This is a genomic window from Vibrio sp. Vb0598 (genome assembly GCF_033338935.1).
In the GTDB taxonomy this organism is placed as follows: Bacteria; Pseudomonadota; Gammaproteobacteria; order Enterobacterales; family Vibrionaceae; genus Vibrio; species Vibrio alginolyticus.
On record NZ_JAWOTP010000024.1, the window covers coordinates 39,882 to 61,414 of the forward strand.

Here is a 21,533-nt window from a genome sequence, read left to right on the forward strand (position 1 = left end):
GCTCCTAGCTGTCACCAGCCAGGAGCCGAATGTGAATTATATCACGATATTATTCGTTAATGGTTAGTTTCTTTACATCGCCGTTGCGAGTTGTAATCACATAACCATCCGACAATAACGTCGGGCCAACTGCCAAGCCACTATCATCGACAAACTGCTGCGCAACAAATTCGCCCGTTGAACGATCCATCCAGTGAAGGTAACCAAGCGTGTCACCGACAACGAGATAATTGCCAACAATAACTGGCGCTGTAAGTTGTCGGTGCTCAAGCAAGCTGTTTTCCCACAACTCAGTTCCGCTTCGTGAATCAACGGCAACAACATGATCTTTTTCCGTTATCACAAAGATGCGACTACCATCTGTAGAAATGTCTGTCGCAGATGAGTAATTACGCTTCCAAATCGGGTTCGCTGAACGCAAGTCAATGGCGATAAGTTGACCATTGTATCCAATGGTGAAAAGAGTACCGCCTAGCACAATTGGCGATGAATCAACGTCAACCAAACGATCAATTTCTGTCGCGCCTTTTGGCGTACCAACAGGCTGTTGCCAAATCAACTGACCACGCTCAACGATAGCAGCTGCGAGTCGGCCATTTGCCGTTCCCCAAAATACACCGCCGCCAATTGCAGTCGGAGTACTGTCGCCACGTAAAGTTAAGTTCGGCACTTCTGTACTCAATGCCCAGCGTTGCTCACCTGTACTCTCATTAAGGGCAATCAACATGCCTCGGCTAGTATTGATGATAATAAGGCCTGAATCTGCAACTGGCTTCGCCAGTACCTCACCACCAACTTTGACACGCCAAACAATTTCACCTGTTTCTTGGTCAAGAGAGATGACTTCACCATTCTCAGAGCCAATGTAAAGGTTTCCGTATGCCGCTGTGATACCACCAGAGAGACGAGCAATGACATCTTCTTCTAGGTCCGTTTGCCAACGTTGTTTACCATTCTCAGGATCCAGCGCTTTTACTAAGCCATCACGACTTGCCACGAACAATGTATCATTCGCAAATACAGGGGATAGTTTTGAAAAGTAATGACCAACACCATCGCCAACCGATGTGCTCCACTCACTACTGGTTGTAAACTGACTGTTTACCTGAGGTAGTGGCGCCATTACAATGGTGTCTTTCTCACCTGCACAACCGGCAAGTACTCCCATTGTTAACGCCCCTAGCAAGGCTTTCTTAAAGACTCTTTTCATCCAATGCGGTCCTTATTTCGCCAGATCGTCCAATTTCATTTGTAGTGTCGGGCTTGCATCTGCCGCTTGCTGAGCTTCAGTATACGCAGCGTACGCAGCATCTTTGTCACCTTGGCGAATCGCAATATCGCCACGAAGTTCAGCAATACGACCTGTCCATGCTGTATCAGTGACGTTACTTAGCTCTGCCGTTGCAGCGTCGAAGTTACCCATTTCCGTCTCAATACGCGCAATGCGGTAACTAATCAATGGTAACAACGCAGCATCTTGAGTGTTGCTTTGCGCCCACTTCAGTTGCTCCAATGCAGCAGAAAGGTCTTGAGCTTCAACTTGTGCTTTAGCAAGTTGTAGCGCAGCCAATACTGAATATTCTTTTACTTCATTTGACTCAATGAAAGCTTTCACGTCAGCTTGAGCATCAGTGCCTTTGTCTTGCAAAGCATTCATTGCTGTCGTGTAGCTTTGAGAAGCTGCTTCACTCGCCTGAATCACAGAATCCTGGTAGTAACGCCAGCCGAATAGACCACCTAAACCAACAACCGCACCGATGATGACGGCTTTGCCGTTTTCCTTCCACCAGTCTTTAATGGCTTCAACTTGTTGTTCTTCAGTATCGTAAAGTTCCACTTCCTGTCCTCTTAAAACATGTAAATGGCAGCTTAGCTGCCATTGTTCCTATTTCGTTTAAAGGCTCCACATTTGGGAGCCTTAGCTTACGAACTAGGATGTAATTTTGTTAGATTACTAAAAGACTTAAATCAGTGCTGCGATCTTTTCTGCAACTTCTGCTTGGTTGTAAGTCTCTTGCTCACCACCAGCCAAGTCTTTCAGTACTACGGTATTATCCGCAACTTCGTTTTCACCCAGAACTAATGCTACAACAGCACCAACTTTGTCTGCGCGTTTAAACTGTTTCTTGAAGTTACCGCCACCGAAGTGATTCATCACACGAACGCCTGGAACAGACTCGCGAAGCTGTTCTGCTAGCTTCATTCCTGCCATCATGGTGCCTTCACCCGCTGTGACTACGTACACGTCAACACTGCGACGAACGTCTGTCAGTTCCAACGTTTCTAGCATCAGTACTAGACGCTCTAGGCCCATTGCAAAGCCAACCGCTGGTGTTGGTTTACCACCTAATTGCTCTACAAGGCCATCGTAACGACCACCACCACATACAGTGCCTTGAGCACCTAGGCTCTCAGTGATCCACTCAAATACCGTGCGATTGTAGTAATCCAGACCACGAACTAGACGTTCGTTAACTGTGTATTTGATACCTGCGGCGTCTAAAAGTTCACATAGACCTGCGAAGTGTGCTTTAGATTCTTCACCCAAGTAATCTGAAAGGCGAGGCGCATCACCTAAAATAGCTTGAACGTCTGGGTTCTTCGTATCCAGAACACGCAATGGGTTCGTGTGCATGCGACGCTTACAATCTTCGTCTAGCACATCAATATGTTGCTCAAGGAATGCAACCAGTGCAGTACGGTAGTCTGCGCGGTCTTCTTGAGAACCGATAGAGTTCAGCTCAAGACGGACATGTTCATTGATACCTAGCTCACGCCATAAACGCGCCGTCATCATGATAAGCTCTGCATCAACATCTGGACCATTTAGACCAAACACCTCAACACCACACTGGTGGAATTGACGGTAACGACCTTTCTGCGGACGTTCATGGCGGAACATAGGTCCCATGTACCACAGACGCTGTTCATCACGGTTGATCAGGCTGTTTTGGATACATGAACGTACACAACCCGCCGTACCTTCAGGGCGAAGTGTTAGGCTGTCGCCGTTACGGTCATCAAAGGTGTACATTTCTTTTGAAACGACGTCTGTTTCTTCACCAACAGCGCGGCTGAATAGGTTTGTTTCTTCAACGATTGGCATGCGCACTTCGTTATAACCGTATGCGCTAATTACATTTTTCACTGTGTTTTCTAATTTTTGCCACAGTGGCGACTGAGTTGGGAGGCAATCGTTCATGCCTCGAATTGCTTGAATTGTTTTTGCCACAATACTTACCGTAATTCTCGTTGAGATTAATCTTGTACTTTAACTTCGATGCGGTTTTCGCCATTCATCATAGCTGCTTTCGCACGGATCTTAGCTTCTAGCTTATTCACAAGGTCATCGTTATCAAAGCGCTCTTTCTGGCGTTTACCATCTTCGTAGAATGCGCTCTTCTTGTTACTACCTGCTAGACCTAAGTGAGAAACTTCTGCTTCACCAGGGCCGTTTACCACACAACCGATGATAGACACATCCATTGGCGTGATGATGTCTTCTAAACGTTGCTCCAGTGCATTCACCGTACCAATCACATCGAATTCTTGGCGTGAGCAGCTTGGGCACGCAATAAAGTTGATGCCTCGAGAGCGAATGCGCAGAGATTTAAGGATGTCGAAACCGACTTTGATTTCTTCAACTGGATCGGCAGCCAAAGAGATACGCAGCGTATCGCCTATCCCTTCAGATAGCAGCATACCTAAGCCAACAGATGACTTAACAGCGCCAGCTCGAGCACCACCCGCCTCTGTGATACCTAAATGAAGAGGCTGATCGATTTTCTTCGCCAGCAGACGATATGAATCCACCGCAAGAAAAACGTCTGAAGCTTTCACGCTAACTTTAAATTGGTCAAAGTTAAGACGATCGAGATGATCTACGTGACGCATCGCCGATTCAACCAAGGCTTCTGGCGTAGGCTCACCGTATTTCATCTGTAGATCTTTTTCCAAAGATCCACCATTGACACCAATACGGATCGGGATGTTTTTATCGCGAGCGCAATCAACAACAGCGCGAATGCGCTCTTCATTGCCGATGTTACCAGGGTTGATACGTAAACAGTCAACTCCGTACTCCGCAACTTTCAGCGCGATACGATAGTCGAAATGAATATCAGCCACTAATGGTACAGAAACTTGCTGTTTAATCAGTTTGAAAGCTTCTGCTGCGTCCATCGTAGGTACAGAAACTCGAACGATATCTGCGCCGACTTTTTCTAGTGCTCGGATTTGAGCGACTGTCGCTTCTACGTCAGTCGTGCGAGTGTTAGTCATTGACTGTACTGCAATTGGCGCACCATCACCAATTGGCACATCACCCACATAAATACGCGTCGATTTACGACGAATAATTGGAGATTCGTGTTGCATAATTTTTTATAACGGTAGAGTGAATCTAGCTACTTTGCCTGAAGTATACCCAGAAAGGTCGACAGGTTCACTTGCAAATGTCATTGTAACCCCTTCCGGTGCGCCTAATATCACTTTAAATGGCGCTTTTCCGGTAAGTTCTACATCTTGTCCTGGCTTATGAGTACCACTTACCAGCGTTTTACCATTGGTGTCTTTCACTTGAATCCAACAGTCCGCTTTAAACTTCATAGTAAGAAGTGTCATGCCTTCAGGTACTACTGGCGCAGGCTGTTCCTCTTCCGCCGCTTCAATCACGGCAACAGGTTCTTCAGAATCTACGCTTGTTGTATTTTCAGTTTCAGTCAGCAAAGGATCCGCCCCTTGCTCAACGGGTGCTTCAGTCGATTCAGCAACGTCTTCATTAGTTGAAGCAACTTCTTCAGGAGTGCTTGCGATTAACTCTTCAGCCGTCATCAAATCGATATCAGCTAATTCTTGAGCAGTGGGCTGCGGCGCTTCAACACTTGAATCCGTTACTTCCTTAGTTAGGCTATTCTCTTGTTGGTTTTGCCACCACCATGCCGCTGAAATGCCAATAATGACCAGCCCGATAACCCAAGTAAGGAGCATAATACGGCTATTGTGCTTCTCGTCTTTTGTTTTACGAGAGAAGCTTTGCATTTCAATTTCTTGCTCTTGAGGCTGAGCATCGGCAGTCTGCTCTAACGCCGTCAAAACCACCTTCTCATCAAGACCTACGAATTTAGCGTAAGAGCGTAAGTAACCACGTGTAAATGTCGCGACTTGTTGAGATTCAAATCGGTTATTTTCAATATCTTCAATCACAGAAATGCGAAGCCTCAGGCGATCGGCAACTTGCTTTTGGCTCATTCCCAAGGATTCACGTTTGTTTTTCAGTAATGTGCCAGCTTCAATAGAGAGTGGCACTTCATTCGTATTTTCGTGTTCTGTCATAATGGCGGTATTTAATCTGTTTTAGTGGCTAACGTAGTCATGTATTTTCGTTATTGTTCTTAAGCCTCTTTAAAGATAGCTAGCCTAAACGCGTTAACCAAAAATAATAATTTTAAGAAACTCTCAGCGATCTGAGTGCGAATACCCGTTTTGCAAAAATCAGCAAAACGTATGTGAGAAAGTGCTGAGAATTATCGGTGTCATCGTTAGTGTTACATATCATGATAAGCGAATGCGCAACGAAGACAAAAACTCTTTACACTCAAACTAACAGATAGCTCAAGCTTTTGTCCAAACTTTGACAAAGGAATTCGAAATTATACCCAAATAACCTTAAGTTGAAGAGTGATAGTCCCAAATCTTGGCGAAAATGTCCTAAACAATAAACAAAATAGCCAGAGCGAATGGCTCTGGCTATTTTTGAATTCCGGTCGTTTATACAGCTTTCACTTCAATGGTATCGGCACCGCGTGACGCTTTCAGCATTGCCGTACGTTTAGTTCGGTCAATTACATCACCGACCAACTGACCACATGCGGCATCAATGTCATCACCACGTGTTTTACGAACCGTAACTGTGTGCTCGTATTGCATCAATGTTTTTTGGAAGCGATCAATACGTGAGTTACTTGGTTTCTTGTAAGGTGAACCTGGGTACGGGTTAAACGGAATCAAGTTAATCTTACATGGTGTGTCTTTCATCAATTCAGCCAGCTCGCGTGCATGGTCCATGTCATCGTTCACATGATCAAGCAACACGTACTCGACTGTTACCTTGCCACGGTTTGCATTCGATGAAGCAATGTAACGACGAACGGATGCTAGGAAATCTTGGATATCCCAACGATCGTTAATTGGCATGATTTCACTACGCAGCTTATCGTTTGGTGCATGAAGAGAGATCGCCAACGCAACGTCGATTTTGCCCGTCATCTGATCAAGACCAGAAACCACACCTGATGTTGATACGGTTACGCGACGCTTCGACAAACCAAAGCCAAGGTCATCCAACATTAACTCCAGTGCTGGAATCAAGTTCTTCATATTAAGAAGCGGCTCACCCATGCCCATCATCACGACGTTCGTAATTGGGCGACGGCCTGTTTCTTTCTCAAGACCAATTTCACGTGCAGCACGCCACACCTGACCGATGATCTCTGAAACTTTCAAGTTACGGTTAAAGCCCTGCTGTGCTGTTGAGCAGAACTTACATTCCAATGCACAACCTACTTGAGAAGATACACAAAGCGTTGCGCGATCATCTTCTGGAATGTAAACCGTTTCTACATCCTGATCACCAACCTTCATTGCCCACTTGATCGTGCCGTCTGAAGAATGCTGAGCTTCTGCTACAGTTGGTGCTTTAATTTCACACTTGTGTAAAAGCTTTTCGCGCAGCTTCTTGTTGATGTTTGTCATTTTTTCGAAGTCATCTACACCGAAATGGTAGATCCACTTCATAACCTGATCGGCACGAAACGCTTTCTCGCCAAGTTCTTCCGCGAAAAACTGACGCATGCCTTTGCGATCAAAGTCGAGTAGATTGATTTTTTCAGTGGTCATGTTGCCTCTCAATGACTGAAACAAGAATAAGGGCGCGAATTGTACAGCCTTTATTCAGCTACAACAAGGGGTGTAAGACCCTGAGTTTGCTAAGGCATTAAAATAAAAACGATTAAATTTTAATCAGACTTTACGGTGAGAATAATGATTAGACAACCGGCAGCAAAAGCGTAGAAGTGGTGCAGAGAAAGCAGTGAGAAGAAACACACGTAACTAAGCTTTCCCCCCTGTAAGGTGCTCAGATTAGCCAACGTCTTCGCGAGTACTTACGAATGAACTCGCCGATGAAATGGAGAACGCGGAATAAAAAACCTCGGACAATTCCGAGGTTATTACGAACTAGATCATCACGCAAAAGTGATGCATGAACGAGTTAGCGAGAGAAAACTTCTGATTCAGGGAAGAAAAACTCAATTTCACGAGCGGCAGACTCAGGGCTATCTGAACCATGAACTGAATTGTGACGCATGCTGAGTGCGTAATCAGCACGCAAAGTGCCACATGCCGCGTCCTCTGGGTTGGTTTTACCCATTAGCTCGCGGTAACGTGCAATCGCATTTTCGCCTTCCAATACCTGAACCATAATAGGACCAGATGTCATGAACTCTTTTAGAGGAGGGAAAAACTCTTTACCTTCATGCTCTGCATAAAAGCCGCTTGCCTGATCTTCTGTCAGGTGAACCATTTTGGCAGCGATGATACGTAGGCCAGCCTTTTCAATACGATTGTAGATTTCACCAATTAGGTTTCGCTCTACAGCATCAGGCTTAATGATTGAAAATGTTCTTTCTAGAGCCATAAAATTTCCTTTCTGTACTTGTAATAATAGTTGTGCTTTTAAAGTGACTTACTGGGTAAGAGCAGCACTCAAACAAGAGAGTGCTGCAATCAATCTTATTTTCCAGCTTGCTCATTGAGGAAACGAGCAAGTGTACGAACACCCATACCCGTTGCTCCCGCAGCCCATTTATCAGAAGCGGCTTTACGATACGTACCCGCACAGTCGAAATGTAACCAGCCTTTTTTGTAGTCCTCAACGAAGTAAGACAAGAATGCAGCTGCAGTGCTTGCACCTGGAGAATAATCACCAGAGCTGATATTCGATAAATCGGCAAAATTAGATGGCAGCATTTCTCGATGGAAGTCAGCAAGTGGTAGCGGCCACAAGCCTTCTTTTTCCTGGTTTGCCGCCGTAAGCGCTTGATGCGATAGCTCATCATCAAAGCTCATTAGCGCATGGTAATCGTTACCTAACGCATTCTTCGCTGCGCCTGTTAGCGTCGCGCAGTCAATAATTAACTCAGGCTTTTGCTCACTGGCGTAGATAAGACCGTCGGCAAGCACCAAGCGACCTTCCGCGTCGGTATTCATAATCTCAACGGTTTTGCCGTTTTTGTAAGTGATGATGTCGCCAAGCTTAAGGGCACGGCCAGAAACCATGTTCTCAGCACAACACAAGATCAGTTTTACGCGCTTGTTTAAACCGCGCAAGATAGCTAATCCTAGGCCACCAGTGATAGTACCCGAGCCACCCATATCAGCTTTCATTGCACTCATGAAGGTAGAAGGCTTCAAGCTGTAACCACCGGAATCAAAGGTGATGCCTTTACCCACAAGACATGCGAATACAGGTGCGTTTTCGTCACCTGTTGGGTTGTAGTCTAACTGAAGCATCGCAGAAGTACGCTCAGAACCACGGCCTACTGCGTAAATACCTTCCCAACCTTCTGCCAACAAGTCTTTGTCTTTGACGATACGAGCTGTCACCGTGCCTTTCGGCGCAACTGATTTGATGAATTCAGCAGCCATTGTCGCTAGCTGACGAGGAGCAACTTCTTCTGCCGTTTTGTTGATAATATCGCGGGTAAAATCAGTCGAAGTAATACGAGCTTGAAGCTCTGTTTGATCTTCATCAGACAATGCAGCCCACTCAACTGAGCCATGTTTTTTAGGGTTACGGAACCCTTGGTGGAAAGCCCATACGCTCTCTAGATCCCAGTTATCACCAGAAAGAAAAATAGAACGAATTCCTTGGCCATCTAGCTGACGAGCTGCACGTTGAATTGCGCCGAGATCATGACCTTCACCTAAGTGAATAGTTGCGCCGTTTTCAGCGAATGAAAGCAGTGCTTTTTCACCCCAATGTGGTGCTGCCGACTCTTGACTTAAAAATACAGACATCTGTGTAGACATGGTTTCTCCTTGTCTTATAGCAGCGTTGCCTACGCTGCTTCTTTTTAATAACTCACGGATGTTAGCATTATGTAGGGCAAAAATGTCAATTGGATAAAAAAACGGACCTAAAGGTCCGCTTTTTTTAGTAAGAATTGTTAACTAGGCTGTGTTTTACAGACTTAGTCCGCTTCGTCCATCCAGCACATGATAACGGCTTCTAGAATCTTTTCATTAGAACGGTTTGGCTCATCGTCAAACTCATCTAACTCCATGATCCATTGATGAAGATCGGTAAAACGCACTGTTTTTGGATCGACATCTGGAAACTTGTCACAAAGTTCAATCGCGATATCGCGAGAATCTGTCCATTTCATTGCTCATCTTCCTTTTGCTTCTTCCCTATATTGGGAAGATAGTTTTAGTGATCTTCTGAAGCGTGGTTGAGTGTGTATTTAGGAATTTCTACTACCAAGTCTTCATCAGCAATTCTCGCCTGACACCCTAGGCGTGACTCAGGCTCTAGACCCCACGCTTTATCTAGCATGTCGTCTTCTAGTTCTTCACTTTCTTCGAGTGAATCAAAACCTTCACGGATGATTACGTGGCAGGTAGTACACGCACATGACTTCTCACACGCATGTTCAATACCGATACCGTTTTTTAGCGCTACGTCTAGAACGGTGTCACCAGAGTTTGCTTCCAACACTGCACCTTCTGGGCACAAATCGTCGTGTGGTAATACAATAATCTTAGGCATAACTACTTATCTCTTATATATCGTCTACTGATTGACCTGACAACGCAGCTCGAATCGATTTATCCATACGGCGTGATGCGAAATCTTGGCTCGCTTTATCGGTATCTTTAATGCCTTGCTCTATCGCATCTGCATCATCACCATTACGCAGCTCAATCAAGGCTTCGATGGCTTTAATCAAGTTTTGTTTCTCTTGTTCTGATAGTAAGTCATCACCATCAGCTTGCATCGCTGCAATCAAACCTTCTATCACTCGGTCGGCTTCAACACGCTGCTCAGCTAAGGCACGAGCTTGCATGTCTTCTTTTGCGTGCGTCATTGAATCACGCAACATATCCGCCACTTCATTGTCACTTAAGCCGTAAGAAGGTTTTACTTGAATCTCTGATTGAACACCAGTGCTCTTCTCCATTGCCGTAACAGAAAGAAGGCCATCAGCGTCAACTTGGTAAGTCACGCGAATATGTGCCGCACCCGCTGCCATCGGAGGAATACCTTTTAACGAGAAGCGAGCAAGTGAACGACAGTCATCAACCATTTCACGTTCACCTTGTACCACATGAACACTCATCGCCGTTTGGCCATCTTTGAATGTGGTAAATTCTTGCGCACGCGCAACGGGAATCGTAGTGTTGCGGGGGATGATCTTCTCGACCAAACCACCCATGGTTTCAATACCGAGCGACAGTGGAATCACATCAAGAAGCAACATTTCAGAGTCAGGTTTGTTACCCGCTAGGATATCAGCTTGAATACCCGCACCGATTGCAACAACTTCATCTGGGTTAATGCTTGTCAGAGGTGTGCGACCAAAAAAATCGCCTACCATTTCACGAACCAACAATGTACGGGTTGAGCCGCCAACCATGACGACCTCGAGTACTTCATCTGCGTCGACATCCGCATCTTTTAATGCGCGACGACAAGACATCAGGGTTTTCTTCACTAGCGGACGAATCAGATCTTCGAACTGCTCGCGAGTCACGGTGCCTTTCCAACCAAAAACGTCAACGTCAACACTGTCTTGCTCAGAGAAAGCAATCTTAGCTTCAGTAGCAATGTTCAACAGTGTACGGTTCTTTTCTGCAGAAAGCGGCGCTTCTAGACCCGCTTGCTCCATTAAATAATCGGCAAATAGATGGTCGAAGTCGTCACCGCCTAATGCAGAGTCGCCACCTGTTGCTAATACTTCAAATACGCCTTTCGATAAACGTAGGATAGAGATATCAAAAGTACCGCCACCTAGATCGTAAACCGCAATCACACCTTCTTGACCAGAGTCTAGGCCATAAGCAATTGCCGCAGCGGTTGGTTCGTTAAGTAGACGGAGAACATGAAGACCAGCTAATTTCGCCGCATCTTTTGTACCTGCACGTTGCGCGTCATCAAAGTAAGCAGGAACGGTAATAACTACACCAGCTAACTCACCACCTAACGTATCTTCAGCTCGCTTACCCAATACTTTTAGGATGTCCGCAGATACTTCAATCGGGTTTTTTTCACCTTGAGGTGTTTGCAGAATTGGCAGGCCGTTTTCACTCTCTTTAAAACGATAAGGAAGTGAAGAGTAACGGGACTGAATGTCCTTTAATGAACGACCGATCAAACGTTTTACAGAGATAATCGTGTTCTCTGGTTCAAACTCTGCTTTGGCTTTGGCTTCGTGGCCGACCGTTAACGTTTCCTCAGCGTAATTAACGACTGAAGGTAAAATAGTACGGCCCTGCTCGTCCGCAAGTGGAGTTGCATCGCCGCTACGTACAGAAGCAACCAAAGAGTTGGTAGTACCTAAGTCGATACCCGCTGCTAACTTATGCTCATGAGGTGCCGAGCTTTGGCCCGGTTCTGCGATTTGAAGTAGTGCCATGATAGGTCCTTGTCACGCTTACTAGCCGAGGAGTTTGTCTTCGACTAGCTCAATTTCGTTCTTTAGTTTGGCAATGAATTTTAGCTTACGAACTCGGTCTGCGGCTTCAGCCCATAGACCATCATCAAGCTCTTGCTCGACGCTTGCCAGATGCTGTTTGTACATTTTGCTGACCTTAGAGTCGAAGTCAAAAAGCACCGATTCAGGATCGGAGTTGTCAGCAATCTCTTCCAGTTCTTCGCGCAGTTCCATTTGCTCCATTAAGAACATCGGATCTTGCATCGTTTGCTGTTCACCTCGGATCTCAACACCTTGCTCTGCGAGGATATACTCGGCGCGAGAAATAGGATTTTTCAGAACTTGATAGGCATCGTTGATTTGCGCCGCCTTTTGCACCGCCATCAAACGGTCACGTTCTGAGCCCGTTGCAAAGTTATCCGGGTGGAAGCGTTTTTGTAGTTCTCGGAACTGAGAAGAAAGAAGGCTACCATCCAGCTTAAACTGACTTGGTAGCCCAAATAATTCAAAGTGATTCATTAAGTTCGGGTCCTAGTAAAGCCTTCCGGACTCGTTTGCCCAGAAGGACAATCAATTAGACGTTGAAGCTTTCACCACAACCACATTCACTTTTCGCGTTAGGGTTGTTGAATTCAAAACCTTCATTCAACCCTTCTTTCACGTAATCCAATTCAGTACCATCTAGGTACACTAAGCTCTTTTGATCGATGATAATTTTCACTCCAGAGAGTTCAAATACTTCGTCTTCTTCATTGAGTTCATCAACAAACTCAAGTACGTATGCCATGCCGGAACAACCAGTCGTCTTCACTCCAAGACGTAAACCGATACCTTTGCCTCGGTTATCTAGGAATGCTCTTACGCGACTTGCCGCTGATTCTGTCATTGTGATGGCCATACTGCACCTTAGTCTGTCTAAATTTCGATTGGAATGGGAGCGTCAAAGCTCCCATTATATTACGGAATAATTATTCTTGGTGTTTTTTCTTGTAGTCAGCAACCGCTGCTTTGATTGCATCTTCAGCAAGAATAGAACAGTGAACTTTCACTGGTGGAAGCTCTAGCTCTTCAGCAATCTCAGAGTTTTTAATTGCTGCCGCTTCATCAACTGACTTACCTTTTACCCACTCAGTTACTAGTGAGCTTGATGCGATTGCACTACCACAACCGTATGTTTTGAACTTCGCATCTTCGATGATACCTTCAGGTGTCACTTTGATTTGAAGCTTCATTACGTCACCACACGCAGGAGCGCCAACCATGCCGCTACCTACTGATGGATCTTCTTTATCGAATGAACCAACGTTACGTGGGTTCTCGTAGTGATCAATTACTTTTTCGCTGTATGCCATGATAAATTACCTCGAATCCTCTATTTCAATCCCTGAGATTAATGGTGAGCCCATTCAACAGTGCTCAAATCAATCCCTTCTTTGTACATATCCCATAGAGGAGACATGTCGCGTAGCTTAGTCACTGCAACGCGGATTTGTTCAATTGCGTAATCAATTTCTTCTTCAGTCGTGAAACGACCAAACGAGAAACGAACCGAGCTGTGAGCCAATTCGTCATCCATGCCTAGGGCACGAAGAACGTAAGAAGGCTCAAGGCTTGCAGACGTACAAGCACTACCAGAAGATACCGCTAGATCTTTAAGCGACATTAGTAGTGATTCACCTTCTACGAATGCGAAACTGATGTTTAGGTTGTGTGGTACACGCTGCTCAAAGTCACCGTTTACCGTCACTGCTTCTAAGTCTTTCACGCCATCAAAAAGACGGTTACGAAGCGCTAAAGCATGATCGTAATCTTTTTGCATGTCTTCTTTTGCAATGCGGAATGCTTCACCCATACCTACGATTTGGTGAGTAGGTAGTGTACCAGAGCGGAAACCACGCTCATGACCGCCACCATGCATTTGCGCTTCAAGACGAATACGAGGCTTACGACGTACGTAAAGTGCACCGATACCTTTAGGGCCGTATACTTTGTGAGCAGAAAGTGAAATTAGATCAACTTTCATCTCTTGAACGTCGATTGGTAATTTACCTGCAGATTGCGCAGCGTCCACGTGGAAAACAATTTTACGCTCACGGCACAGTTCGCCGATCGCTGTAATGTCTTGAACCACACCAATCTCGTTGTTTACATGCATAATAGACACAAGCACGGTGTCATCACGCATGGCTGCTCTAAGCTTCTCTAGATCGATCAAGCCATTTGATTCTGGCTCAAGGTAAGTCACTTCAAAGCCTTCACGCTCAAGTTGACGACATGGGTCAAGAACGGCTTTGTGCTCTGTTTTACAAGTGATTACGTGCTTGCCTTTCTTCGAGTAAAAGTGCGCTGCACCTTTAATCGCAAGGTTGTCTGATTCTGTCGCACCAGATGTAAATACGATTTCGCGAGGATCTGCATTTAGAAGGTCAGCAATTTGCTCACGAGCAGTATCGACCGCTTCTTCTGCCTGCCAGCCGTAACGGTGCGAACGTGACGCTGGGTTGCCAAATGTGCCATCCATTGTCATGTACTGAACCATTTTTTCAGCAACACGTGGATCAACTGGACATGTAGCGGAATAATCAAGATAAATCGGCAGTTTCATTCTCTACTCCAATGTAAAAAGCTGACCGCTAAGAGCGGACGTTTACACCGATGGGCGCGGCGGTTGTATTTTTGTTTGATAGCCCATGGGTTACCGCCAGATCAATGTCCTGACGATCAGAAATTTCGAGTACTTCATTGTCTGTCATCAACTCACCAAGAGTGATGTTATTCAAAAAGTCACTAATGCGAGAGCTTAGGTCACGCCACAGCGTGTGAGTAAGGCAACGTGTTCCACCTTGGCAATCTCCTTTACCTTGGCATTTGGTTGCATCTACTGACTCATCAACGGCAGCAATCACGGTACCAATAGCGATACTGTGAGCGTCGGCACCAAGTCGGTAACCACCACCAGGACCACGAACGCTGGCAACGAGACCTGCTTTACGCAATTTTGAAAATAGCTGCTCTAAGTAAGAGAGCGAGATCCCTTGACGCTCTGAAATATCAGCCAGAGGTACAGGGTTTTGTTGCGAATGCAGTGCCACATCCAGCATGGCTGTCACCGCATATCTTCCTTTAGATGTAAGTTTCATACCACACCGTATCCACATGGTTTGTAATGGTTAAGATTTTTCCATACCTGAGTAATTTGGTCAAGTATTTATTTGACCATTTTACTCAGGTATTCATCCTTACACCTAAAGTGGTTATTATTTACTCAGAACTTCTTTTCTATCGAAGTCAAAACGCCTCGTAGAATATTAAGTTCTTGGGTTTCTGGTCGAGCACGAGAGAACAAACGGCGCAACTTATTCATCACCTGTCCAGGTTGCTCTTTGTTAATAAACTGGGTCTCAACCATCACCTTTTCAAGATGCTCGAAGAACATTTCGAGTTCTCGATGACGCGGGTATTCTTCCGATTCATTTGGGGAAAACTGGCTTTGCTCTAAGTTCAAGTGTGCAACTCGCACTTCGTAACTGAGAGTTTGTACAGCCATCGCTAGGTTAAGCGAGCTGTACTCAGGATTAGCGGGAATACAAACATGGTAGTGGCACTTTTGTAGCTCTTCGTTTGTCAAACCAGTTCTTTCTCGGCCAAACACGAGCGCAACCGGATGCTTTCGGCCTTCAACTGCAAATTTCTCACCGCATTCACGTGGCTCGAGCATTGGCCATTCTAATGTACGAGAGCGGGCGCTAGAACCCACAACAAGGCCACAATCTTCAACCGCTTCTTCTAATGTGCCGACAATCTTTGCATTTTGAGCAATATCACCAGCACCCGCAGCTAAAGCAAGAGTTTGTTCATCCACTTCACATTGTGGATCGACTAATACTAGTTGGTTTAAACCCATCACTTTCATTGCTCGAGCTGCTGAGCCAATATTGCCTGAATGAGAGGTACCTACGAGTACAATTTTTACTTGATCCAACATCTGTGTTTGCTACCTAAATTAAAACCGCAGAATGTTATCATAGTTTTTTAAGACACCCTAGAGGCAAGCAGACCTCTCTTCTCATTCTTGGTTATTGTTCTCGTCCGCAGTATGCTCTGTACACTCAACCAGTCGCATTTAGAACAAAAAATAACCACTTCCCTTTTTAATTATCTCTGGTATACTCGCCGCCGCTTTCATTTGTTCTTTAACATCCGTTGGGAAATTCGTATGCATCCAATGCTAAACATTGCTATTCGCGCTGCGCGAAAGGCAGGCAATCATATTGCTAAATCATTAGAAAACACTGATAAAGTAGAATCTACTCTTAAAGGCACTAATGACTTTGTCACTAACGTAGACAAAGAAGCAGAATACATCATCATCGATACTATCAAGCAGTCTTACCCTGAGCACTGTATCGTTGCTGAAGAACAAGGTCTTATCGAAGGTAAAGATAAAGACGTACAATGGATCATCGACCCACTGGATGGCACCACTAACTTTGTAAAAGGTTACCCAACTTTCGCGGTTTCTATCGCTGTTCGTATTAAGGGCAAAACTGAAGTTGCTTGTGTTTACGATCCAATGCAAAACGAGCTATTCACTGCGCAACGCGGTGCCGGCGCTCAACTAAACAGTGCACGTATTCGTGTTGCTCAACTAAAAGACCTTCAAGGTACTGTTCTAGCAACAGGCTTCCCATTCAAGCAGAAACAACACGCTGAGTCTTACATCAAGATCGTTGGTGCGCTATTCACTGAGTGTGCTGATTTCCGTCGTAGCGGCTCTGCTGCTCTAGACCTTTGTTACGTGGCAGCTGGCCGTGTTGATGGTTACTTCGAACTAGGCCTAAAACCTTGGGATATGGCAGCAGGTGAGCTTATTGCTCGTGAAGCTGGCGCAATCCTAACAGACTTTGCTGGCGGCACTGACTACATGAAGTCTGGTAACATCGTTGCTTCAAGCGCTCGTGGCGTAAAATCTATCCTTAAGCACATCCGCGAAAACGGTAACAGCGCGATCCTTAAGTAAGATTTGAAAGTCATATTTAGCCCGTCACGCTGATGACTTTAGAAAGCCCCGCTCAATGAGCGGGGCTTTTTTGTATCTACCGAACCGTATCTACTTAGCTGCAATGTAAGGCTCTCCATACAATGAGGTTCGGCAAGCTCACGACTCTATTCAGATACAAAAAAACCGCTGATTGTTCAGCGGTTTTTGTTTTCGGTTCTCAATCTGCCTTATGGCATTTCGTCGAACTCTGCACCTTCTTTTTCTACTTGAGGTGGCATCAAGTGCTCTTTCTGGATACCCAGTTTTAGAGCCAGTGCTGATGCTACGTAGATAGAAGAGTAAGTACCTACAGTGATACCGAGTAAAAGTGCGGTTGCAAAGCCGTGAATCATAGCACCACCCTGCATGAACAGTGCAATTACCACGAACAACGTCGTACCAGATGTAATCAATGTACGGCTCAATGTTTGAGTGATTGAAGCGTCCATGATGTCCGAAGGTTCACCCTTACGCATCTTACGGAAGTTTTCACGAATCCGGTCAAATACAACGATGGTATCGTTGAGTGAGTAGCCCACAACCGTCAGTAGCGCAGCTACGATAGTCAGGTCAACTTCAATTTGTAGAAACGAAAAGACACCTAGCGTGATAATTATATCGTGAGCCAATGCCATTACCGCACCAGCCGCTAGACGCCATTCAAATCGCATCGATACATAAAGCAGGATACAGATCAGCGATACCAAGATCGCTAGACCACCAGCTTCTGTTAGCTCATCACCAACGTTGGGACCTACGAACTCAATACGACGCATTTCTACGCTTTCGCCAGTACCATCTTTGATAGCACCAATGATTTGGTTACCTAGCGTTTCACCAGAAACGTCATCACGTGGACGAAGACGGACCATGACTTCACGAGCACTACCGAAGTTTTGTACTGTCGCATCGCCAAAGCCTTTTGAATCTAGTGCTGCACGAATCTCTTCAAGGTTTGCTGGCTGTTCAAAACCGACCTCGATAAGCGTACCGCCAGTGAAATCTAGACCCCAATTAAGCCACTTGGTTGACAAAGTGAAGATAGAAGCAGCAATCATTATAATTGAAAAAACGAATGCTACTTTCGACCAACGCATAAAGCCGATCGTCTTCTCTGCTTTTAGAATTTGAAACATATTAATTCCCAGCCTTAGATCGACAATTTATCAACGCGTTTGCCACCGTAGATCAGGTTCACGATACAACGTGTACCAATAATGGCGGTGAACATTGAAGTTAAGATACCGATAGATAGAGTAACTGCGAAACCTTTCACCGCACCTGTACCGACCGCAAATAGAATGATTGCAGTAATTAGTGTTGTGATGTTCGCATCAGCAATCGTGCTGAATGCATTCGCGTAACCTTGGTGAATCGCTTGTTGTGGACTGCGTCCATCACGAATCTCTTCACGGATACGCTCGAAGATCAGTACGTTCGCATCAACCGCCATACCGACTGTTAACACGATACCGGCTATCCCCGGAAGCGTCATGGTAGCGCCTGGAATCATCGACATAACACCAATGATAAGCACTAAGTTTGCCATTAGAGCGATGTTTGCAATCAAACCAAAGCCGCGGTAGTAAAGCAGCGTAAATAGCATTACGGCAACCATACCCCAGATACATGCTTGGATACCCATATCGATGTTTTGCTGGCCCATTGATGGACCAATGGTACGTTCTTCAACGATAGAGATAGGTGCAATCAGTGCACCAGCACGTAGTAGAAGTGCTAGGTTGTGTGCTTCTGCAGCAGAATCGATACCTGTGATACGGAAGTTACGACCAAGAGCCGATTGAATCGTTGCTTGGTTGATGACTTCTTCATGCTTATCCAGAATAACTTTGCCTTCAGGCGTACGACGGCCACTGTCTTTGTATTCTGCAAACACGGTAGCCATTAGCTTACCAATGTTCTTCTTAGAGAACGCAGACATCTTATTACCACCTTCGCTGTCTAGCGAGATGTTAACTTGTGGACGACCATATTCATCAACACTTGAGCTTGCATCTGTGATGCTTTGACCGCCAAGAATAACGCGCTTCTTAAGCACGACTGGGCGACCATCACGGTCCATCTTGATTTCACTACCTGCTGGCGCACGACCATTTGCCGCTGCCGATAGGTCAGCTTTATCATCAACTTCGCGGAATTCAAGCGTTGCCGTAGCTCCGAGAATTTCTTTTGCACGAGCAGTGTCTTGAACACCAGGCAGTTCAACTACAATGCGACTAGCACCTTGACGTTGAACCAATGGTTCCGCAACACCTAGTTCGTTGACACGATTACGTAAAATCGTAATGTTTTGCTCAACAGCATAGTTACGGATCTCTTGTAAACGTTGCTCAGTAAAGGTTGCAGTAAGAGCGTAACGGCCATTTGAATCAGAATCGACAAAAATCATGTCCGGGTGATTCTTTTCTAGCGTTGCTTTCGCTTCTGCTAATTGCTCTTCGTTACGCAACAACACTTCTACCGCTTCTTTTCCAGAAGGGCGGATTGCACGGTAACGAATCTTGGCGTCACGAAGTTCGCTACGGAAAGCTTCTTCTTGTTGACCAACAAGCTTTTCCATCGCTGCATCCATATCCACTTCCATTAAGAAGTGAACACCACCGCGAAGGTCAAGACCTAGCTTCAATGGTGACGCGCCAATCGCTTCTAGCCAATCGGGTGTAGAAGGTGCAAGGTTAAGTGCAACAATTGTGTCTTTGCCTAGCGCTTCGCTGATGACATCACGAGCACTGATTTGTGTGTCAGTGTCGTTAAAACGAACAAGAATTGATCCATCTTCGAGAGCAATGGATTTATGAGAAAGTTGCTCTTTGTTAAGAGCAGTAGTGACAGCATCCAGCGTTGACATATCTACAGAGGCGCCACGCGCCCCTGTAACTTGAATAGCCGGATCTTCACCGTAGATATTTGGAAGTGCGTATAACGCAGCGGTGATGATGGCAAAAAGCACCATCAAGTACTTCCATAATGGATAACGGTTTAGCACAGCGAGGATCCTTTAGCTGTTTTATAGAGACTTAAGCGTACCTTTTGGTAGCACTGCAGTGATGAAGTCTTTCTTGATTACTACTTCATTGTTCGCGTTAAGCTCAATTGAAATGTAGTCATTGTCTTCAGCAATCTTAGTGATTTTACCCACTAGGCCACCGCTAGTTAAAACTTCGTCGCCTTTGCCCATAGAAGCCATTAGGTTTTTGTGTTCTTTTACGCGTTTCGCTTGTGGGCGGTAAATCATGAAGTAAAAGATCACTGCGAACATGCCAAGCATGATTAGCATTTCAAAACCACCGCCTGCTGGCGCGCCTTCTGCTGCTGCGTGAGCCTGAGAAATAAACATTAAAACATCCTCATTATATTTTATTGATAATCAAACAAATTGGGCTTTCGCATTTTAGATTCAAGTCTGAGAGTAACTAATAGAGATCGCTCTCTCAAAAATAACGTGCGTTAGCCTACTTTATTAGCAAAAGCCTCTGGCGACATGCCAAAGGCTTTAATTCTTTTAGTTTTTCAATTACTGCTCTTTTGCTAGTGGTGGCACTTCACGACCACGACGCTCATAGAACTCAGTAACAAATTCATCGAAGCGATCTTCATCAATTGCTTTACGAATGCTTTCCATCAGACGCTGGTAGTAACGCAGGTTATGGATTGTATTCAAGCGAGCGCCTAAGATTTCATTACAACGCTCTAAATGGTGAAGGTACGACTTGCTGTAGTTTTGACAAGTGTAACAGTCACAATGCGGATCCAATGGTGTTGTATCCGTTTTATGTTTCGCATTACGGATCTTGATCACACCACCAGTCACAAATAAGTGACCATTACGTGCGTTACGCGTTGGCATTACACAGTCAAACATGTCGATACCACGACGAACACCTTCAACCAAGTCTTCTGGCTTACCTACGCCCATCAAGTAGCGAGGTTTGTCTTCAGGAAGTTGAGGACAAGTATGCTCAAGAATACGGTGCATGTCTTCTTTAGGCTCACCTACTGCCAAACCACCAACCGCATAACCGTCAAAACCGATTTCCGTTAGACCTTTTACCGACACATCACGTAAATCTTCGTAAACACCACCTTGAACAATACCAAATAGGTTGTTTGGGTTTTCTAGCTTCTCGAAGTGGTCACGTGAACGCTGTGCCCAGCGTAATGACATTTCCATCGATTTCTTCGCTTCATCATGTGTCGCTGGGTATGGCGTGCACTCGTCAAAAATCATAACAATATCAGAGCCCAGGTCTTTTTGAATTTCCATCGACTTTTCTGCGTCCATGAAAATCTTGTCACCGTTTACTGGGTTACGAAAGTGAACACCCTCTTCAGTGATCGTACGCATCTTACCAAGGCTGAATACTTGGAAGCCGCCTGAATCAGTAAGAATAGGACCGTGCCAGTTCATAAAATCGTGCAGGTCACCGTGCATTTTCATCACTTCTTGACCAGGACGTAGCCACAGGTGGAACGTATTACCTAGCAGAATTTCTGCACCAGTACCTTTTACTTCTTCTGGTGTCATACCTTTAACGGTACCGTAAGTACCTACTGGCATGAACGCAGGAGTTTGAACAGTGCCGCGTTCGAAAGTCAGTTGACCACGACGTGCATTGCCGTTTTTCTTCTTAAGATCGAATTTTAATTTCACGATGCCTCCGGGTGTCAGAGAAACAGTCTGACTGAGTGTTTAGGGCTCTACCCTACTTTAAGGAGCGGTCGCTTTTCCTTGCGAGAGACAAAGCAATGGATGCTTT

22 protein-coding genes are annotated in these 21,533 nt (G+C 45.3%); 1 reads left to right on the forward strand and 21 read right to left on the reverse strand.

Annotation, left to right across the window (positions count from 1 at the left end):
* Nucleotides 1-49: 49 nt before the first annotated feature.
* The 17 genes from bamB to trmJ form a co-directional block, all read right to left on the reverse strand.
* Complete coding sequence (gene bamB / locus R7Q38_RS19730) at nt 50-1,210, reverse strand: outer membrane protein assembly factor BamB (protein WP_151514538.1); 1,161 nt, start codon at nt 1,208-1,210, stop codon at nt 50-52.
* A 12-nt stretch (nt 1,211-1,222) separates the two neighbouring features.
* The gene (locus tag R7Q38_RS19735) at nt 1,223-1,837 is read right to left on the reverse strand and encodes a YfgM family protein (protein ID WP_005381697.1); all 615 of its coding nucleotides are present in this window, start codon (nt 1,835-1,837) and stop codon (nt 1,223-1,225) included.
* A 126-nt stretch (nt 1,838-1,963) separates the two neighbouring features.
* Nucleotides 1,964-3,232 (reverse strand): histidine--tRNA ligase, encoded by a 1,269-nt coding sequence (gene hisS / locus R7Q38_RS19740; protein WP_005381698.1) that lies wholly within the window; start codon nt 3,230-3,232, stop codon nt 1,964-1,966.
* A 26-nt stretch (nt 3,233-3,258) separates the two neighbouring features.
* Nucleotides 3,259-4,377: a flavodoxin-dependent (E)-4-hydroxy-3-methylbut-2-enyl-diphosphate synthase gene (gene ispG / locus R7Q38_RS19745; protein WP_005381699.1), complete on the reverse strand. Its 1,119-nt coding sequence runs from the start codon at nt 4,375-4,377 to the stop codon at nt 3,259-3,261.
* Between the two features lie 6 nt (nt 4,378-4,383).
* Entirely contained in the window at nt 4,384-5,334 is a 951-nt protein-coding gene (gene rodZ / locus R7Q38_RS19750) for a cytoskeleton protein RodZ (protein ID WP_213964413.1), read from the reverse strand.
* Between the two features lie 435 nt (nt 5,335-5,769).
* Entirely contained in the window at nt 5,770-6,897 is a 1,128-nt protein-coding gene (locus R7Q38_RS19755; RefSeq protein WP_017633913.1) for a bifunctional tRNA (adenosine(37)-C2)-methyltransferase TrmG/ribosomal RNA large subunit methyltransferase RlmN, read from the reverse strand.
* 373 nt (nt 6,898-7,270) lie between these two features.
* Nucleotides 7,271-7,696: a nucleoside-diphosphate kinase gene (ndk, locus tag R7Q38_RS19760; RefSeq protein ID WP_005381702.1), complete on the reverse strand. Its 426-nt coding sequence runs from the start codon at nt 7,694-7,696 to the stop codon at nt 7,271-7,273.
* A 95-nt stretch (nt 7,697-7,791) separates the two neighbouring features.
* Entirely contained in the window at nt 7,792-9,090 is a 1,299-nt protein-coding gene (gene pepB / locus R7Q38_RS19765; RefSeq protein ID WP_136976156.1) for an aminopeptidase PepB, read from the reverse strand.
* 161 nt (nt 9,091-9,251) lie between these two features.
* Nucleotides 9,252-9,446 carry a Fe-S cluster assembly protein IscX gene (iscX, locus tag R7Q38_RS19770; RefSeq protein WP_005381711.1) on the reverse strand — a complete coding sequence of 65 codons (195 nt, stop codon included), beginning with the start codon at nt 9,444-9,446 and terminating at the stop codon, nt 9,252-9,254.
* A gap of 44 nt (nt 9,447-9,490) precedes the next feature.
* Nucleotides 9,491-9,829, reverse strand: a complete 339-nt coding sequence (fdx, locus tag R7Q38_RS19775) for an ISC system 2Fe-2S type ferredoxin (protein ID WP_005381713.1) — start codon at nt 9,827-9,829, stop codon at nt 9,491-9,493.
* Between the two features lie 13 nt (nt 9,830-9,842).
* The gene (hscA, locus tag R7Q38_RS19780; protein WP_213968981.1) at nt 9,843-11,696 is read right to left on the reverse strand and encodes a Fe-S protein assembly chaperone HscA; all 1,854 of its coding nucleotides are present in this window, start codon (nt 11,694-11,696) and stop codon (nt 9,843-9,845) included.
* 21 nt (nt 11,697-11,717) lie between these two features.
* A complete protein-coding gene (hscB, locus tag R7Q38_RS19785) occupies nt 11,718-12,233 on the reverse strand; it encodes a co-chaperone HscB (RefSeq protein ID WP_213968982.1) in 516 nt (171 codons plus the stop codon).
* Between the two features lie 55 nt (nt 12,234-12,288).
* Nucleotides 12,289-12,612 carry an iron-sulfur cluster assembly protein IscA gene (gene iscA, locus R7Q38_RS19790; RefSeq protein ID WP_005381717.1) on the reverse strand — a complete coding sequence of 108 codons (324 nt, stop codon included), beginning with the start codon at nt 12,610-12,612 and terminating at the stop codon, nt 12,289-12,291.
* A 70-nt stretch (nt 12,613-12,682) separates the two neighbouring features.
* Nucleotides 12,683-13,066 carry a Fe-S cluster assembly scaffold IscU gene (iscU, locus tag R7Q38_RS19795; protein ID WP_005381718.1) on the reverse strand — a complete coding sequence of 128 codons (384 nt, stop codon included), beginning with the start codon at nt 13,064-13,066 and terminating at the stop codon, nt 12,683-12,685.
* 38 nt (nt 13,067-13,104) lie between these two features.
* The gene (locus R7Q38_RS19800; protein ID WP_005381719.1) at nt 13,105-14,319 is read right to left on the reverse strand and encodes an IscS subfamily cysteine desulfurase; all 1,215 of its coding nucleotides are present in this window, start codon (nt 14,317-14,319) and stop codon (nt 13,105-13,107) included.
* Nucleotides 14,320-14,347: 28 nt separating this feature from the next.
* Entirely contained in the window at nt 14,348-14,854 is a 507-nt protein-coding gene (iscR, locus tag R7Q38_RS19805) for a Fe-S cluster assembly transcriptional regulator IscR (protein ID WP_005381720.1), read from the reverse strand.
* Between the two features lie 125 nt (nt 14,855-14,979).
* Entirely contained in the window at nt 14,980-15,699 is a 720-nt protein-coding gene (trmJ, locus tag R7Q38_RS19810; protein ID WP_005383693.1) for a tRNA (cytosine(32)/uridine(32)-2'-O)-methyltransferase TrmJ, read from the reverse strand.
* 231 nt (nt 15,700-15,930) lie between these two features.
* On the opposite strand from trmJ, the gene suhB reads away from it, so the two are divergent.
* Nucleotides 15,931-16,734 carry an inositol-1-monophosphatase gene (suhB, locus tag R7Q38_RS19815; RefSeq protein ID WP_005381722.1) on the forward strand — a complete coding sequence of 268 codons (804 nt, stop codon included), beginning with the start codon at nt 15,931-15,933 and terminating at the stop codon, nt 16,732-16,734.
* Nucleotides 16,735-16,943: 209 nt separating this feature from the next.
* On the opposite strand, the gene secF is transcribed toward suhB, so the two are convergent.
* The 4 genes from secF to tgt form a co-directional block, all read right to left on the reverse strand.
* A complete protein-coding gene (secF, locus tag R7Q38_RS19820; protein WP_005383689.1) occupies nt 16,944-17,891 on the reverse strand; it encodes a protein translocase subunit SecF in 948 nt (315 codons plus the stop codon).
* Nucleotides 17,892-17,905: 14 nt separating this feature from the next.
* The gene (secD, locus tag R7Q38_RS19825) at nt 17,906-19,762 is read right to left on the reverse strand and encodes a protein translocase subunit SecD (RefSeq protein ID WP_005381724.1); all 1,857 of its coding nucleotides are present in this window, start codon (nt 19,760-19,762) and stop codon (nt 17,906-17,908) included.
* Between the two features lie 21 nt (nt 19,763-19,783).
* The gene (gene yajC / locus R7Q38_RS19830) at nt 19,784-20,113 is read right to left on the reverse strand and encodes a preprotein translocase subunit YajC (protein WP_005381725.1); all 330 of its coding nucleotides are present in this window, start codon (nt 20,111-20,113) and stop codon (nt 19,784-19,786) included.
* A gap of 177 nt (nt 20,114-20,290) precedes the next feature.
* Complete coding sequence (tgt, locus tag R7Q38_RS19835) at nt 20,291-21,427, reverse strand: tRNA guanosine(34) transglycosylase Tgt (protein WP_005381727.1); 1,137 nt, start codon at nt 21,425-21,427, stop codon at nt 20,291-20,293.
* Nucleotides 21,428-21,533 lie beyond the last annotated feature (106 nt).